This is a genomic window from Burkholderia orbicola (genome assembly GCF_900100915.1).
Classification (GTDB): Bacteria; Pseudomonadota; Gammaproteobacteria; order Burkholderiales; family Burkholderiaceae; genus Burkholderia; species Burkholderia orbicola.
Map to the genome: position 1 here is coordinate 1,563,975 of NZ_FNKW01000002.1, position 16,009 is coordinate 1,579,983.

The following is a 16,009-nucleotide window of genomic DNA, read 5'->3' on the forward strand; positions in this document are numbered from 1 at the left end:
ACATGATCAAGATTTTTCGAGCCTGTCTCATTCTTTTGCTGCTCGTTCCGCTCAAGAGTTTCGCGCTCTCGTGCTACCTAGGCGAATCGAAAAATGGTCCGGTAACGGACACCGCCCAGTTGCCGTCCGATCTGTACGTTCTGGCGTCGACGCCCGAAAAAACCGTAATCTGGCAATCCCCGACCTATACCCGAACCTTTTCATGCTTTTCGTACTACAACGAAGGTATTTCGTTATGGGTCAATCCTGCCAGAACTACGATCGCATCGGGCGTCGAAGTCGGGATCGTCTTCAACGGAATAACCTACACGAAAACAAGCGGCGCGATCGACACCGGATACCGCACGGATCATTATACAAATGAATATACCAAGACTTTCACCATCACTTATTCGCTCGTTTTGCTCCGTAAAGGAGCGGCTCCCAATAGTGGTCAGACGATCATCAATAACTATGGCGTGTTCCAGCTTGATGGGGCAGGTGGTGTCAATAACGCGTCCGGCAATAATTTTCGACACTTGGTGAACGGCAGTGTCAAATTCACACGCGGCACCTGTTCGCTGCGGGTCGGCGATGTCACCAAGACCGTGGACTTGCAACCGGTACTGATCAAAAATCTGCCATCCGTCGGTGGCACGGCCGCAAGAGCCCCGTTTTCGCTTCAAGTCGGTAATTGCGACGAAGGCGTGAAGGGTGCGTCGTTCACCTTCACCGGCAAACCGGACTCGACCAACGCCAAGGCGCTGGCCAATACGGGTACCGCGACCGGCATCGCGCTCTACCTTGGCAGCGCGGGTGACAACACCGTCATTCCGCCCACTGGCACCGGTAACACCCGTACCGTGCCGCTCCTGGGCACGACGGCAACGCTCGACCTTTATGCGGAGTACGTCGTTACTCAACCCACTCCGACACCCGGCTCAGTCAAATCACAATCAACGTTCTCGATCATCTACCAGTAGAAACTGGTCCGGCGGACGAATACGCCACGGAGTGGTCGTCCGTGAGTATCGATCGCAGCAGATTGCCCCTCGGGACGGCATGGCCGGATACGATGCCGATCATCACGGCGCACGCTATCCGCAAAACCGCGAACCATGCCGATGAACGCTTTCCGAGTGCACGCCCAACGTATCTTCGTGCACTCACCCTGCGTGACCGTCTCTCGACATATTCACTCGTGCAGCCGGTCGAGCGCCTGCTCGACGGCACGCTGAAAACCCGGCCAGCGCCCCTTCACCGCCGTCACTCCGCCGGCATGCAACGCCCGCTCCATCTCCGCACACGCATCCGTCGCCTTCATGTCACCAGCGAGCGCGAAACCGCCTCGCATCGAATGCAGCTCGATCCTCACCGGATCGCCATCGCCAATCGACAATGCCTCGTCGATCGCTGCCAATGAGCGCTGCGTTGCCATTCGCAATTGCACGCGCATCTCGTCCGTCACAACTCGCGATTGTCGGTCGTCAGCTTCAGTCAGATGCAGCCGCTCCCCTCCGCCATGCCTTCCGTGCCGCCGCAACACCGCGTCGAGCGCGTCGATCGACAGCGGCTTGAGCACCACCTCGACGGCCCCCGCCTGCGCGCAACGCCGGTAGTCCTCATCCGTCGCGTGCGCGGTCATCGCAACCACCGGTACGGTCGCACCTTGCTCACGCAGGAAGTTCGCGAGCGCGAAACCGTCAAGTTCGGGCATACCGAGATCGGTCAGCACCAGGTCGAACGGTTCACCGAAATACGCGCGCATCGCCTCGATGCCGTTCGTCACGATCGTCGCGTCGTGGCCGAGTGCCGCGAACTGGTCGCGCAGCAGCGCGCGGCTGGCCGGATGGTCTTCCGCCACCAGCACGCGCAATGCGGAGATATCGTCGCCCGCTTGAGCGGCATCGGGCGCCGAATCGTCATCGGCATGGATGGCCCGCCAACCGGCCGCCGCTTCAGGCAACGGCAACGCGGCCACGAATGTCGCCCCCTCGCCGGGCCGGGTATCGACCGTCAACTCGCCCTGCATCGCCTCCGTGATGCGGCGGCACAGCGGCAGCCCGAGCCCGGTCCCGCCAAAGCGGCGGAAGATCGACGGATCGGCCTGGATGTAGACGTCGAACAGCGTCGGCAATGCCTCAGGCGGAATCCCGACGCCCGTATCGCGCACCGCGATCTCGATGCGTCGTGTGTTCTCCTGATCGAGGGTCACCCGCGCGTCGATCACGACGCTGCCCTGCTCGGTGAACTTGATCGCGTTGCTGACCAGATTGGACACGATCTGGCGCAGCCGGGTCGGATCGCCGACATAGCCGTCCGCGAGATCCGGCGCCATTCGGCATTCGAGCGTCAAATGCTTCGCATCCGCGAGCGGCCGGAAGATCGCGACGACGTCGCGCAGTACGTCCCGCACATCGAACGGCACATGCTCGAGCACCATCTGGTTCGATTCGACCTTCGACAGATCCAGCACGTCGTTGATCATGCGCAGCAGCACGTCCGACGACGACATGATCGTCTTGAGTCGCCGTGCTTCCTGAGGAGGCAGCGTCGCGCGCTCCATCAGCTCGAGATTGCCGATGATGGCGTTGAGCGGCGTCCGAATCTCGTGACTCATCGTCGCGAGAAACGTCGATTTCGCCCGGTTCGCGTCGTCGGCCGCCTCGCGGGCCTCGCGCAGCTTGTCCTCGACCTGCTTGCGGGCGGTGACGTCGTTCAGCGTGCACAACAGCACGTCGGCGCCGCGATAGCGCGTACGCAGCACGTTCACCGCAAGGTACGTCGTCCCTTGCCCGGCCAGCTCGACTGCCAGCTCCTGCGTCACGACGGCAGCGCCGTGCGCACGCGCGCCGAACGCCTGCCAGATCCGCTTGCCGAGCGGCGGCCCGGCGGTGGCTTCGTCGTACGCGCGCATCGTGTCGTTGCGCACCATCGTCTCGCCATCCGCGACCGACAGCAGCATCAGCCCGGCCGGGGCCGCACGAATCAACGTCCGGTTGAGCGCCTCGCTCTCGATCAACCGGATAGTCCGTCGATTCGCCGGGCGCAGCGCACGCCGGTCGAACGTCACGATGGCCAGCCAAAGCAGCGCGATGGCGATCAGCGCCAACCCGAGCGTGGCGCTCACGCGGAGGATCGTGGCCTTCACGACACTGCGCCAGGAGAAAGTGGTCACCATGACCAGGCTGGAACCGGGCAGGCGGTCGCTGATGACGAAGCGCATCCCGACCCGGTTCACGACCACATGTTCGCCGAACGGCGCGCGCACGTTGTTCAGCCGCTGCTCGATCACGGCAGGATCGCGCAGCTTGCCGATCGCGATATTGCCGCGCCCGTCGATGATCGCCGTGTCCTCGTCGCTCGACTGCGGGGCGAGAATATCGGCAAGCTCGAACGGGCCATTCATGACCAGCCACGCGAACGGCTGGCCATCCCAGCCGTCCAGGCGTCGCGCGAACCGCACGACCTCGTGCCCGATCACCGGATCGAAGCGACGGTCGAGCATGAAGATCCCGCTCGGAATACCCCATTTCTGTTTCTGTGCGCCCGTCGGCATCAACGCGGCAGCCAGCGACGGCAAGTCCTTGTCTGCCTGAAGATCACGCCCGCGCGCATGCGCGACGAGCGGCCGGCCGAACATGGCGAGAAAGCGGCCATCCAGGTCGATCACGTACGCGCCGACCGGCTCGACGCCGCCGACTTGCGTCGGCGGGGGGCCGACGGGGTCCATTCGCTCGATCACCGCCGCCAGATACCGCGCGTACGATGCAGCGGGGCGGTCCGCGGTCACGTCGGCCAGCGCGAGCACCCGGTCTGCGCCGCTCGCATTGTGCCAAATCAGCGTGCCATGGCCCTCGTCCAATTGCCTGACCACGTCAGGGGTTGCCGTGACACCGTGGCTCCAGACGCGCTCGATCGGCGCACCGTAGGCCGTCAGCATCGCATCCGCCGTGTTCGTGCTGGCGTAGAACTGCGCCTCGCGCTGCAGAAAGGTCGAGCGCGCCTGCGCAAGGTAATCGTGGACATCCAGCCGCACGACGAGCGCCGCGCACACGAGGATGAACAGCGTGATCGCCGCGCCGCCGCCATATAGCAGCCACAGCTGCTGGCGCCGGACGCGACTCGGATCGAACGGCCTGCGCGCGGCTTCAGCGGCCTGCGCAACGAGTGTTTTCAGTGTGGATGGCATGGGGTCCCCGGGGTCGGCTCATGCCGGCGATTCGTCGATGCGCGGCGCTGTGCCCGTCTGCTATTCAGTCCCTCCCGATTCCTCGGGCAGGTGTCCTTCGCTCGCATAGCGGATCAGGTCCACGTCGCGGATGATGCCCAGCTTCTTCATCGCGCTCGACTTCTGCGAACTGATCGTCTGCTTGCTGCGGTGCAGTTGCGTCGCGATCTCGCCGACCGTGTAGCCCGCGCAATACAGCCGCACGACCTCGATTTCGCGGTTCGTCAGCGGCCGCGTGCTCGGAGCGACCTCGCTGTTTTCGAGCAACTGCTTGATGAACGGCGACAGGTAGTTCGCGCCGACGAACGCGGCGTGCACGGCGCCGACCAGGTGCGAAATGGCATCCGACTTGCTCAGGATGCAGCTCACGCCCTGCTTCTGGATGGCGCGCAGCACGCTCGGGTTGTCGAGCATCGTGATCGTCACGAGGTGAAGCGCCGGAAAACGGCGCTGGAGAAAAGACAGCAGCGCAAGGCCATCGCCGAACTTGCCGCCCGGCATCACGTAATCGACGACGAGCACGTCGCTCTGCTGCTCGTCGAGCATGGCCACCAGATCGGTCGAATTCGCGACGGTTCCGAGCAGCTTGATCGTGCTGCTTCCCGACAGTGCCTGCGACATCCCGAGTGCGGACGACGGATGATCATCCGCCACGATCACACGCACAAAAAATTCATCCATGACTTCATTTCTCCCCGATACGCGCGGCGCGGCCCTTCATGCCTTGACAGGACGATACTCGGCTGCCGTTCCCGACACGGACAGCAAACCGTGCGCGGCAAGCCGGATCGTATTTGTCACATTTTAAGGTAACTGTCGGAGCCGGCGTCAGAGCGGCCATTCGACACCGCAACTTACCGTGCGCGTTGGCGTTTTCATGGTGGACCGGATCGCGTCCGGTTCGTCGGGATGGACAGCGCGCGCCATCCGCGTCAAGCCCGACGCAACCGGCCGGGATGGCTTGCCCTGCGTGCCGGCCCGACGCGCTATCGCTTGGCGATCGACCCGTCGTGTTCGTCCGCCGCCCGTTGCCACTCGATGACCGCGCGCCGCTTCTGCGACGGCGACATCATCATGAACTCGTTCAGCATCGTCAGAAAATCCCGTCGGGACTTCTCCGGTAGCGTCGCGAACCCCAGCAACAGTCCGAACACCTTATCCATGTGGCGCACGGCTCTCTCCTTTTCTTCTTCAGTCGTTATCGCGATGCATCGGAGCGATGCGTCGCGTCTGCCTTTCTTTGTTGCGTAGGTATGGTTTTCATTGCGTCCCTGCCGCCTGCAAATCGATGCCCCGCCGCCGGGCGATGCGCGCGAGCGCACGACGCAGATCGGCCAGCATCACCGGCTTGGTCAGTACGCATTCGACATGCGCTGCCGCATATCGGCGCGCTTCCTCGGGCGCCAGGTGCGACGCGACGACGATCACGTCGCACGGCAGCTCGCGCTCGAACACGGCCTCCGCCAGCGCGGCCGCGCGCATGTCGGGCAGGTCGGCGCCCAGCAGCAGCACGTTCCATGCACCCAGCGCCAGCATGTCGAGCGCGTCGCTGGCGAGCCCCGCACTGCCGGACGGGCAGCCCAGCACGTCCAGCTGCTCGCGAAAGATCGAGCCGTTGACGGCCGCATCGTCGGCCACCAGCACGCGCAACACGCGCGGGCCGTGGGCGAGCGCCAACACGCGACCGGCATCGAGGGCGGTGCTCGGCGGGCCGAGTCGCTCGCGACGGGCGACACCTGCCGCCGTCATCGCCACGCGCAGCCCGCTGAGCGAATAACTCGACACGCGAATCGTGCGGCCCGCGACGTCAGGGTGCAACGGACCGTCCGGCGTGGCCAGCACGATCGACGTGCAGCCGCCGAGACTGTCGAGTTCGTCGCGCCGCCAGCGGTCGGAATCGCCGAAGAGCACGATCGCATGCGCCTGCGCGACACATCCTGCCGCGATGCCGATCGGGCTCGCATGCATCGCGACCTCGAACCCCCAGGCGCGCAGATGCGGAAACGCGAACGCTCGCCACGCATCGTCCGGCGACACGACGATCAGCGTGCGTCCGACGAATGCATCGGACGGCGTTTCCGGCGTGATGCTCATGCCGAGCGGCAGGCGCACGGTGAAGCGGCTGCCGACGCCCGGCGTGCTGTCGACCGCGGTCGTGCCGCCCATCGCCCCCACGAGCCGATCGCACAGTGCAAGACCGAGCCCCGTGCCGCCATAGCGCCGCGTGATCGATGCATCGACCTGCGAGAACGGCTTGAACAGCCGCTCCTGCTGCGCGGCGTCGATCCCGATGCCGGTATCCTCGATGCTGATCGCGATCTCGGCCGCACCGCTCGCATTGCAGCCGGTGGACACGCGCGCGACGACGTGCCCGGCGCTCGTGAACTTGATCGCGTTGCTGAGCAGATTGGCCAGCACCTGCGCGAGCCGGGTCGGATCGCCGCGCATCCGCTGCGCGCCGTTCGCATCGATATCGGCGAACAGCGACAGCCCCTTGGCCTTCGCGACCGGCGCGAACGCGGCGAGCTCGCGCCCGATCACCGCGATCACGTCGAACTCGATCGACTCGACCGACATCGCGCCGGCTTCGATCTTCGAGAAATCGAGGATGTCGCTGACGATCGCGAGCAGCCCTTCGGCCGACGCGCGCACGGTCTGCACGCGGCTCTGCTGCGACGCGTCGAGCGCCGTGCGTTCGAGCAGTTCGAGATTGCCGAGGATCACGTTCAGCGGCGTGCGGATTTCGTGGCTCGTCGCGGCAAGAAACGACGATTTCGCCGCATTCGCCGAATCGGCCGCGCGCACCGCCTCTTCGAGCGAATGCACGAGCCGGTGCTTCGTGCTGACGTCGGAGATCGCGGCGACCAGCACGTTTTCGCCCTGGTAGCGCGCGCCGCGCGCGATCACTTCGAGATGCACGGGGGCGGCGACGCCTTCGTCGAGCACGAGCTCGGTCTGCATCGTGCCGCCCGCGCCGGCGTTCGCGACGAACGCGTCGTACTTCGCCAGCACCTGTCCGGACAGCGCGCGGTGACCGCCGTCATGCGACGGAATCATCTGGGCCAGCGCGTCGCTCGCCAGCATCACGCGGCGGTCGGACAGCGACACGAGACCGATGCCGACCGGCACCATGCCGATCACGCTGCGGCACAGGTCCTCGCTGTCGAACACACGCGCCGAACGCGCGTAAACGGGAACGAGCACGCGCCGGTAAAACAGCACGAGCAACAGCCACATCACGGCAATCGCGAGCAGCGACGCCGCGACGAGCGCGCCGGCCCGCACGCCGATCGCGGCGGCGACGTCCGCCCACGACAGCGCATAGGCGATGGTCCAGCCGGTCGAGCCGAGCCGGCTGCGGAACACGATCATGCCGTCGCGGAACATCGCTTCGCCGGTCGCCGCCTCGCCGTGCGCCACGTCCAGCCCGAGCAGGTGCGCGTCGAGCGCCGGCGTGCGCGCGACATCGGGATCGACCGCGATGAGCCGGTTGTCGGCCGTCGTGATGAAGAACACGCCGGCGACGTTGCGGCCGGGCAGCCACGACAGCAGGTATTCGGGCGCGTATTCCGTCACCAGCACCGCGAACGGCCGGCCGTCGTCGCGCGCTTCGGCGGCGATCCGGATACGGCTCTGGCCCGTGACCGGATTGATGTACGGCGGCAGCCAGTGCACGTGTGGCCGGCCATCCTCCCCGAGCGGTGGCCCGTCGGCGAAATCGATGTGCAACGCATCCAGCACGCGCGCACGTGCGTCGGGGGTCGCGAGCACCGGGTTGTCGCGCGACAGGTGCGGCACGATGCCGAACAGCCCCGTGTGCGTGCTGTAGTGGTACCCCTCCAGCGTGCGCCCGCGATTGATCGAACTCGCCGCGCAGATGCGCGACAGCAGGAAGGACAGCGCGAGATAGTGCGCGACCTCGTCACGCTGCGTCGTCTGCCCCGGCACGCCGACCACGAGCGACGGATAGGGCGTGATCGCGATCTGCTGGCCGTGGTCGAAAAAATCGTTCACGACGTCGGCAGGCGCCGCGTCGAGTTCACGCCAGATCAGTTGCGTGTTCGTGACGCCGTTGCGAAACGACGTCTCGCTCACCTGGATTTCGTCGACCGCTTCCTCGACACCGTTCAGGAAATTGCGCCGCTCGCTGTCCAGATGGCCGTAAACGATCGATGCGATCCCGAGCCCGCAGGCGATCAGGATCAGGATCGTGACGACGATGGCGCCACCGAACATCGAAATGCTCTGATAGCGCCGGATGGACTGAAGCGTGCTGTACGGCATGGCGTGTCGCGACGGCACGTCGGGTTCGAAAGTCGAGCGAATGCCCGGCCCGAACGGACGTCACGATGGAAACAAACGGGATGGAGTGTCCCGATCATGCCAAACGACACGGGGGAAATCAGTCGTGTATGGTCTTTTTAGTACAAATCCGACCTGTTTGATTTATTGTTTTGAACTTGACCGATTCTTTGTCGTGAAATTTCCGGGCGGTCGTATCCGACCCGTCACGACCGACCGCCACCAGGCGGCGTATCTGCGAACGAAATACCGCCGGCAAGCCGGCGGCAAAAGATGCAACCACGGACCACGTGGCGCACCTGAGGCACTCGATTCGACGCGCGCGGATCGTTTACGAACACACGACCCGCGCGTTGCCGCCGTACGGGACGCCGGCTCAGTTCTGCGTGAGCGGATTCAGCGTCGTGCACAGGAAGCCCGTGCAGTTCTTCGGCGTGAAATAGAACGACGCCGTCACCGGCACGGGGGTGCCGAGCGCGATATCGCTGAGATACGCGGTGCCCTGCGCGCCGAACGTATTGGCTTGCTGCACGAAGCTCGCGCCGGTCGACTGGATCGCGGCCGACTGGTACGCGAAGGTCGGCGACTGCGTCTGGTCCTTCACGTAGACCCACGAGATCGCCGTGCCGAATGCCATCCCGCCCTTCGCGCGATAGCCCTTCGCCCCTTCGCTGTTGGCCTGTGCGATGAAGTCGCTGACGGTCGACGCCGGCGCCAGCGCGTCGTACGTATAGGTCGCGTTCGACGCGTTGTTCTTCATGTACACGTTCGCCTGCGCGCCGCCCACCACCATCGGGCCGAAGAACCAGTAGCCCGACTGACCCTGGCCGTTCGCCTGCGTGAGGAACGCGTTCGCGTCGGCCGGCAGGCCCGTCGTCGTGTACGTGTAGGTGGCGGACGAGCCACCATCCTTGCGATAGAGATCGCCGTACGTGAGCGGTCCTTCGTAGCGGTAGCCGCTCGCCCCTTGCGCATTGGCCGTATTGACGAAGGACGTCATGTCGGCCGGCGCCGTCTGCAACTGGTACGTGTAGGTCTGTGCGGTGCCGTCGTTGACGAAGATCGACTGCGTTCCGCCATTGCCCGCAGTGTAGAAGTAGTCGCCCAGATAGCGATAGCCCTTCGCGCCTTCGTTGTTGACCAGCGTCAGGAAACTCGCGCGATCCGCCGCGACGGGCTGCGCCTCGTAGCGCCACGTCAACGTGCTGCCGCCCGAACCACCCGAGCCGCCCGAGCCGTTACCGCCGGAACCCGTGCCGCCAGAACCGGTGCCGCCCGTCCCGCCGCCGTTGTTGCTCGTGCCCGATCCGCCTGATGAGGCAGGCGAGGAATTGTCGTCACCGCCGCCGCAAGCGGTCAGCGCGAGGCAGGTCAATGCGATCAGTGCAACGGCTTTCATCGGGGTCACCTTCTGAACGAACAGGACGAACGCAGCCCGTACGCGCGAATCACGCCGCACGCACCGGCCATCACGAATCAAGAATCACGAATCAGAGATCAGGAATCGGCCGGCGGCATCCCGCCGGCCCGGCAACGTCAGTTCACCTGCAACTGGCCACCGCGGCCCAGCCCGCCCTTCACGTCCTGCGCCTTGTAGCTGCGCAGCGCGACGACCATCTTGTTGTACGCGTCGATGAACGCCACGACCGTCGCCTTGCCTTCCGGCGTCGACGAGAAGCCCGCCAGCGCGCCGCCCACCCCGCCGCCAAAGCCGCCCAGCGCCGCGCCGTAGTTCGTCGCCGTCGAGCTGCCTTCCGACGCCGCGATCTGCACCGCCGAGCGCACGTCGAACAGCGTCAACGTCACCACCGACGCCTTCGTCTGCAGATGGCCCGCCACCGCTGCCACCGCGCTATTGCCGATCAGCCCGCCGATCATGCTGCCGATCCCGCCGATCGGCGAATCGTTGATCACGATCTGCGGCTCCATGTAGTAGTCGGCCGCGACACGCTGGCCCTTCTGCTGCTTCGAACCCGCGCGGTATTCGCCCGAGTTGCGTTGCAGCTGCGTGATGCGCGACAGGCGCGCGTCGCTCTTCTGATTGCCGATCGACGTGATCACGAAGCAGTTCGACTGCTGCACCGCCAGCCGCAGCAGCGGATCGATGCTCGTCACCTTGGTGGCGCTGCCGAACTGGCCCCACCAGTCGGCGTTGCGGCCGTCGTCGACCGCGATCGTGCCGAGCGGCGACGTGCAGCGCTGCAGTTGCGAATCGGCGCCGGCGCTCGCGCCGCCTGCCGCCGCGCCCGTCACGCCGGCGTTCTGGCCGCCAGGCGTCACCACGCCGCCGCAGCCCGCGACGGACGCGCCAAGCGCTGCCACCAGCGCACCTTGAGTGAGACGTTGGGAAAGGTTGGTCTTCATGTCGTTGTCGATCGATTAGAGTCGTTGTTCGGCTTATGTGTCCGTGCGAACTTCGATAAGCCCCCCGGCGTGGCGCGCGATGGTGGTCTCCCCGCGGCTGCCCCCGTTGCTCGATGCCCGGTCAGTAGTACCAGTACGTCTGCTGCCAGACGCCGTAGTACGGATAGCCCGAGTACCAGTAGCCGTAATAGGTGTCACGCCATTGCGTGCGCCATTTCCAGTCTTCTTCGTCCTCTTTCTTCGCCTTGCGCGCGAGATCGAGCAGCTTTTTCGATTCCTTGTCGCCGCGAGCGGCCGCGATCGACAGCCACTTCTCCGCTTCGCGCGCGTCCGAGCCCATTTCCTCGAGGCCGAACAGGTAGAAACTGCCGAGCGCCTTCTGCGCGTTCAGGTCGCCGCGTTCGGCCGCTTCGCGCATCCACTTGAGCGCCTGGTAGCTGTCCTGGCGCACGCCGTCGCCGCGGAAATAGCGCAGGCCGAGGTCGTAGGCGGCCTTCGGCTGGGTTTTCGCGGTTTGCTTGAGCGCGGCGATGCGCGGATCGTCCCGGTCTTCCGCATCGTCCCTTTTTTGATAGGAGACCTGATCTTTAGGGCGATCGGAACACCCTGTGTCGTCGCAGATCCGTACCGTGCTGGCGGTGACCGACGGGTCTTGCGCGCACGCGGCCAACAGCAACAGCAGCCCCGGTGCGAGTAAACGGCGATACATGGGTACTTTCCTCAAGTTTTATTGGCGCCGCAATTCTTCGAGCTATCCCACCCCGTGAGCGCAGACCCGGTTGCGCGCGGCGCAGCGGATACAATTCCATCCGCCAACGCCGACACGCAGTCCTAGGCTCTCTCAGGCTCTCTTCGAATCGTTCCGTCACTATTTCATTGCTGCCGATTTTCGCTGCCCGACCGGGGTCGGCAACGATCTCCAAACATGACGCAACAAACAATAGTGACGTGGTGAGCAATAATAATGGAGAAAAACGGCATGTCAAGGCCCTTGGCGTGTTTGAAGTTTGCGTGACACGTCAGTTTTGATATGCTCTCCCTCGCCAAAAACCCCTGGAGACCCCATCGAGATGTCCACCACCGAGCAGGCCAACGTCGATCTCATCACCGCCAACAAGGTGCGCGATCTCCTGAACCGGAACGGCATTCCGCCGCGAAGTCACAACACGACGATCGCGAACGTGCTCGGCCTGAGCTTCTCGGTCGTCACGCGCAAGATGAAGGGCCTGATTCCGTGGAACCTGTCGCAGTTGCAGGACATCGCGACGCACTTCGGCGTGCCGCCCGCGATCCTGCTCGACGACAAGGGCACGCAGCCGGCCGCGGCCGAGATGATCGACGCGACGTTCGTGATCGAGTCGAAGCGCTTGCGCTGCCGCGCCGCGATCTCGACGAAGGCCACCAGCCAGATCGAAACGGATTTCGTCGCGCTGCAGTGGCAGGGCGAATGGATCGTCACCGAGCGCGAGCACGCGCGCGAGGGCCGCACCTATCCGGTCGACGTGATCGAGCTGCGCTCGGCGCAGCCGAACGTGTATGCGGCGCGGATCGCCGTGGTCGACGATTCGCACGACGTCGCCGAAACGGTCTGTGAATATTTCATCGAGAAAGGCGTGAACGCGATTCCATACTTCGACGGCGCGAGCTTCCGCAAGGCGCTGGAAGTCGAGGATTTCGACGGCTACATCCTCGACTGGATGCTCGGCGACCAGACGGCCGCCGAACTCGTGCGCGGCATCCGCTCGAGCGAGAACAGCGGCGCACCGATCTTCCTGCTGACCGGCAAGATCTCGACCGGCGAAGCGAGCGAGGACGAAATCGCGCACATCGTGTCGCACTACAACGCGCGCTGCGAAGAAAAGCCGGTGCGCCTGCCGATCCTGTTCGCGGAAGTCGCCCGCGAACTGAAACTCACGCTGCCGGCGGCGTCGGCCGCGAACTGAGAACCGGAAACCGCGGCCGGAACGACAACCTGCTACCGCACCACCAGACCGAGGGAAAGACATGCGCGTTTCAACCATCTGGATCAAAAGCCTGCTGACGGCCTGCCTGCTCGGGATGACCGTCGCGGCGTGGGCCGCGTCGTCGTTCACGTTCACCGTCGACGGCAAGATCAGCAAGAGCAACCAGCAGGGGAAGATGACCTACGTCTTTTCCGAGCAGGCGCTGATGGCGCTGCCGCAGCATACGATCGTCACGTCGACGAGCTGGACGCCGAAAGCGACCTTCACCGGGCCGCGCCTGTCCGACGTGCTGAAGACGGTCGGCGCGCACGGCACGCAGATCGAATTCCGCTGCATCGACGAATACACGTTCACGATCCCCGTATCCGATGCCGCCAGGTACGGCGTGATCCTCGCGCGGACGATGAACGGCAAGGTGCTCGGCAACGACAACTACGGCCCGCTGTGGATCATGTATCCGCGCGATCAGTATCCCGACGAGCTGAAGACGCCGCTCGGCGAAGCGAAGTTCGCGTGGCAGATCATCGGTCTGACCGTGAAATGACATGACGCGGCGGCGATGGAAAAATAGAAAAATCATCCTGGTCCTCGGCTCGCTGTGGATCATGGGGTTCGCCGCGTGGGCGTTCCTGCTGTGGGATCTCCTCGCCACCTCGGTCAACGAGGGCGTACTCGAGGGGCCGCGCGAAGGCGTGTTCTGGACCGCCGCGCAATACCGCAACGTCTATACGCGCTTCGACCGGCAGCTGATTCTCTACGCGACGCACGAGGACGACGATTTCGATCACGTGCAGATGCAGCTCGACAGCCTGTCGGTGTCGTTCGGGTTCCTGCAGCGGCCGTCGGAGGTGTCCCAATACTGGCTGCGCATCCCGCGCGCGCGCAACGAGATCGACGCGCTCGGCGAATTCATGACGCGCCTGAAGCGCGAGGTGCCGCTACTGCGCGACTCGCCGAAGCAGGCGCGGCAGGTGATCGACGAAGTCAATGCGTACTGGCCGAAGGTCAACGGCCTCGCGAACTACTTCCGCGCGATCGAAATGGCGCAGCGCGATTTCACGTTCCATCAATTGAAGGACAAGCAGCGCGCGATCCTGATCCTCGGTATCGTGCTCGGCGTGATCCTGTGCGCGCTGTTCCTGCTGCTGTTCTATACGATGCGCACGCGCGACGACCTGCTGGAGCGGCAAAACGCGGCGCTCGACGCGGAACGCAAGGCGTCCGACCGCGCGTTCGAGATGATCGAGGCGAAAAACGCGTTCCTCGGGATGGTCAGCCACGAACTGCGTACGCCGCTGCAGGCGATCTGCGGATCGATCGAGATCCTGCTCGCGCGCCCGCAGTCCGACGCGAACCTGAAGACGATCCGGCGGCTGCAGAATTCCGCGCTGTCGCTGGAGGCGCTCGTCAAGGACCTCACCGACTACATCAAGCTGCGCTCGACGAAGCGCGTCGCCGAACTCGATACCGTCGGCATCGCGCCGCTGCTTGCCGAAGTGCTCGAGCCGCTGCGCGAGAGGATCGCGACGAAACGGATCACGGTCACGCAGCACGTCGAGCCGGCCGGCCTCGCGATCTGCTCAGATCGCAAGCTGCTGCGACAGGTGCTGTCGAACCTGATCGAGAACTCGGTCAAGTACACGACCGGCGGCTCGATCACGGTGGCGATCACGCTCGCCGACGCGCCGGCCGGCCAGCAGGTGAGGATCGCCGTGCGCGACACCGGCGCGGGCATCGCGAAGCAACATCTGTCGAAGATCTTCGAGCCGTTCTATCGCGCGAACGACGCGGTCGGGCTGCACGTGGACGGGATCGGCATGGGGCTCGCGGTCGTGCGCGAAATCGTGACGACGCTGCGCGGGCATGTGGACGTGCGCAGCGTGGTCGGCGAAGGCAGCGAGTTCGTCGTGACGCTGCCGGTCGAAGTGCCCGGCGTCGACACGGCCGGCACCGCGGCTGGCGACGCGCCCGCGCTGCCGCCCGTACCGGCGCACCGCGGCCGGCGCGCGCTGGTGGTCGACGACAACGACAACGCGCGCGAAACGCTCGGCGCGATGCTGTCGGCGCTCGGCCTCGAAGTGGATCTGTGCGGCACCGGGCAGGAAGGCGCCGCGCGCTTCGGTACGGGCCGCTACGATCTCGTCGTGCTCGATCTCGAACTGCCGGACCTGAGCGGATTCGACGTGGCGCGGCGCATTCGCGCGATGGCGCAACCCGACGACGACGGCCGGCATCCGGCGATCCTCGGCGTCAGCGCGTATGAATCAGCCGCGCTGCGCGAGAACCAGCGGGTATTCGACGCATTCCTGCCGAAGCCGGTTCACCTGCGCGAACTCGGCGCACTCGTCGAGAAGCTGCTCGCCTGAGCGCGGCGTCACGCGTTTCCGTCCGCTCGTCTGCTCGCTTATTCGCCGATCAGATGCAGCACGATGTCACGCCGGTGCGCCGCGCGGCGATGCTCGAACACATAAATCCCCTGCCACGTGCCGAGCACCATGCGTCCGTGCTCGACCGGAATCGACAACTGCACCTGCGTGAGCGCCGTGCGCAGATGCGCGGGCATGTCGTCGGCGCCTTCGGTGTCGTGCTCGTAGCGCGTGTCGTCCTCGGGCGCGAGTGTCGCGAAATAGCGTTCGATATCGCGCTGCACCGACGGATCGGCATTCTCCTGGATCAGCAGCGACGCCGACGTATGGCGGCAGAACACGGTGAGCAGGCCGGTGCGGATCGCCTGCTGGTCGACGAACGCGCGCACCTGCGGCGTGACTTCGACGAGGCCGCTGCCGCGCGTATCGACACCGACATGCGTAATCGCCTGTTGCATCGCCATGACCTCAGGCCAGCGCGGCGAAGCCGTCGGCTTCGATCTGTTTCGCATCGGCGGGGCGCACGACGCGCGCGACTTCGACCCCATCGCGCAGGAAGACCAGCGTCGGCCACAGCTTCACGCCGAACGAGCGACCGAGCGGACGGCCGGGGCCGTCCTCGATCTTCAGGTGCCGCACGGCAGGATGCGCGGAGAACGACGCCGTGATCGCAGGCTGCGCGCCTGCGCAGATCCCGCACCAGTTCGCGCCGAATTCGATGACGGTTGCGCCGCCCAGTGCGTCGACTTCCGCGCGGGTCGGCGCGTTGGCGGTATAGCGTTGCTCGGTGTCCATCAGGCCCT

The 16,009-nt window shown here is 65.1% G+C and carries 13 protein-coding genes; 4 read left to right on the forward strand and 9 right to left on the reverse strand.

Annotated features, from left to right (window positions below):
- Positions 1-2: 2 nt before the first annotated feature.
- Positions 3-962: a fimbrial protein gene (locus BLS50_RS34935; protein WP_176934289.1), complete on the forward strand. Its 960-nt coding sequence runs from the start codon at positions 3-5 to the stop codon at positions 960-962.
- Positions 963-1,174: 212 nt separating this feature from the next.
- Here BLS50_RS34935 and BLS50_RS23950 read toward each other — a convergent pair whose 3' ends face one another.
- The 7 genes from BLS50_RS23950 to BLS50_RS23980 form a co-directional block, all read right to left on the reverse strand.
- Positions 1,175-4,171, reverse strand: a complete 2,997-nt coding sequence (locus BLS50_RS23950; protein WP_074804532.1) for a hybrid sensor histidine kinase/response regulator — start codon at positions 4,169-4,171, stop codon at positions 1,175-1,177.
- A gap of 60 nt (positions 4,172-4,231) precedes the next feature.
- Positions 4,232-4,891 carry a response regulator gene (locus tag BLS50_RS23955; RefSeq protein ID WP_027807691.1) on the reverse strand — a complete coding sequence of 220 codons (660 nt, stop codon included), beginning with the start codon at positions 4,889-4,891 and terminating at the stop codon, positions 4,232-4,234.
- A 305-nt stretch (positions 4,892-5,196) separates the two neighbouring features.
- Complete coding sequence (locus tag BLS50_RS23960) at positions 5,197-5,373, reverse strand: hypothetical protein (protein WP_175832173.1); 177 nt, start codon at positions 5,371-5,373, stop codon at positions 5,197-5,199.
- 97 nt (positions 5,374-5,470) lie between these two features.
- Positions 5,471-8,494, reverse strand: a complete 3,024-nt coding sequence (locus BLS50_RS23965; RefSeq protein WP_074804534.1) for an ATP-binding protein — start codon at positions 8,492-8,494, stop codon at positions 5,471-5,473.
- A 394-nt stretch (positions 8,495-8,888) separates the two neighbouring features.
- Positions 8,889-9,911, reverse strand: a complete 1,023-nt coding sequence (locus BLS50_RS23970) for a hypothetical protein (RefSeq protein ID WP_074804536.1) — start codon at positions 9,909-9,911, stop codon at positions 8,889-8,891.
- A gap of 137 nt (positions 9,912-10,048) precedes the next feature.
- On the reverse strand, positions 10,049-10,876 hold the full coding sequence (locus tag BLS50_RS23975) for a hypothetical protein (protein ID WP_011545763.1): 828 nt from the start codon (positions 10,874-10,876) through the stop codon (positions 10,049-10,051).
- A gap of 121 nt (positions 10,877-10,997) precedes the next feature.
- Positions 10,998-11,585: a tetratricopeptide repeat protein gene (locus BLS50_RS23980; protein ID WP_069230547.1), complete on the reverse strand. Its 588-nt coding sequence runs from the start codon at positions 11,583-11,585 to the stop codon at positions 10,998-11,000.
- A 361-nt stretch (positions 11,586-11,946) separates the two neighbouring features.
- On the opposite strand from BLS50_RS23980, the gene BLS50_RS23985 reads away from it, so the two are divergent.
- From BLS50_RS23985 to atsR, 3 genes are all read left to right on the forward strand, one after another.
- Positions 11,947-12,819: a response regulator gene (locus tag BLS50_RS23985; RefSeq protein WP_011548427.1), complete on the forward strand. Its 873-nt coding sequence runs from the start codon at positions 11,947-11,949 to the stop codon at positions 12,817-12,819.
- Positions 12,820-12,880: 61 nt separating this feature from the next.
- Positions 12,881-13,384, forward strand: coding sequence for a putative pterin-binding protein (locus BLS50_RS23990; protein ID WP_027806411.1), 504 nt, complete (start codon positions 12,881-12,883; stop codon positions 13,382-13,384).
- A 1-nt stretch (position 13,385) separates the two neighbouring features.
- The gene (atsR, locus tag BLS50_RS23995; RefSeq protein ID WP_074804537.1) at positions 13,386-15,206 is read left to right on the forward strand and encodes a hybrid sensor histidine kinase/response regulator AtsR; all 1,821 of its coding nucleotides are present in this window, start codon (positions 13,386-13,388) and stop codon (positions 15,204-15,206) included.
- A 38-nt stretch (positions 15,207-15,244) separates the two neighbouring features.
- On the opposite strand, the gene BLS50_RS24000 is transcribed toward atsR, so the two are convergent.
- Together BLS50_RS24000 and BLS50_RS24005 are read right to left on the reverse strand one after the other, a co-directional pair.
- Positions 15,245-15,664 carry a secondary thiamine-phosphate synthase enzyme YjbQ gene (locus tag BLS50_RS24000; RefSeq protein ID WP_011548430.1) on the reverse strand — a complete coding sequence of 140 codons (420 nt, stop codon included), beginning with the start codon at positions 15,662-15,664 and terminating at the stop codon, positions 15,245-15,247.
- 10 nt (positions 15,665-15,674) lie between these two features.
- Positions 15,675-16,001 carry a thioredoxin family protein gene (locus tag BLS50_RS24005; protein WP_006485487.1) on the reverse strand — a complete coding sequence of 109 codons (327 nt, stop codon included), beginning with the start codon at positions 15,999-16,001 and terminating at the stop codon, positions 15,675-15,677.
- Between the last annotated feature and the right edge of the window lie 8 nt (positions 16,002-16,009).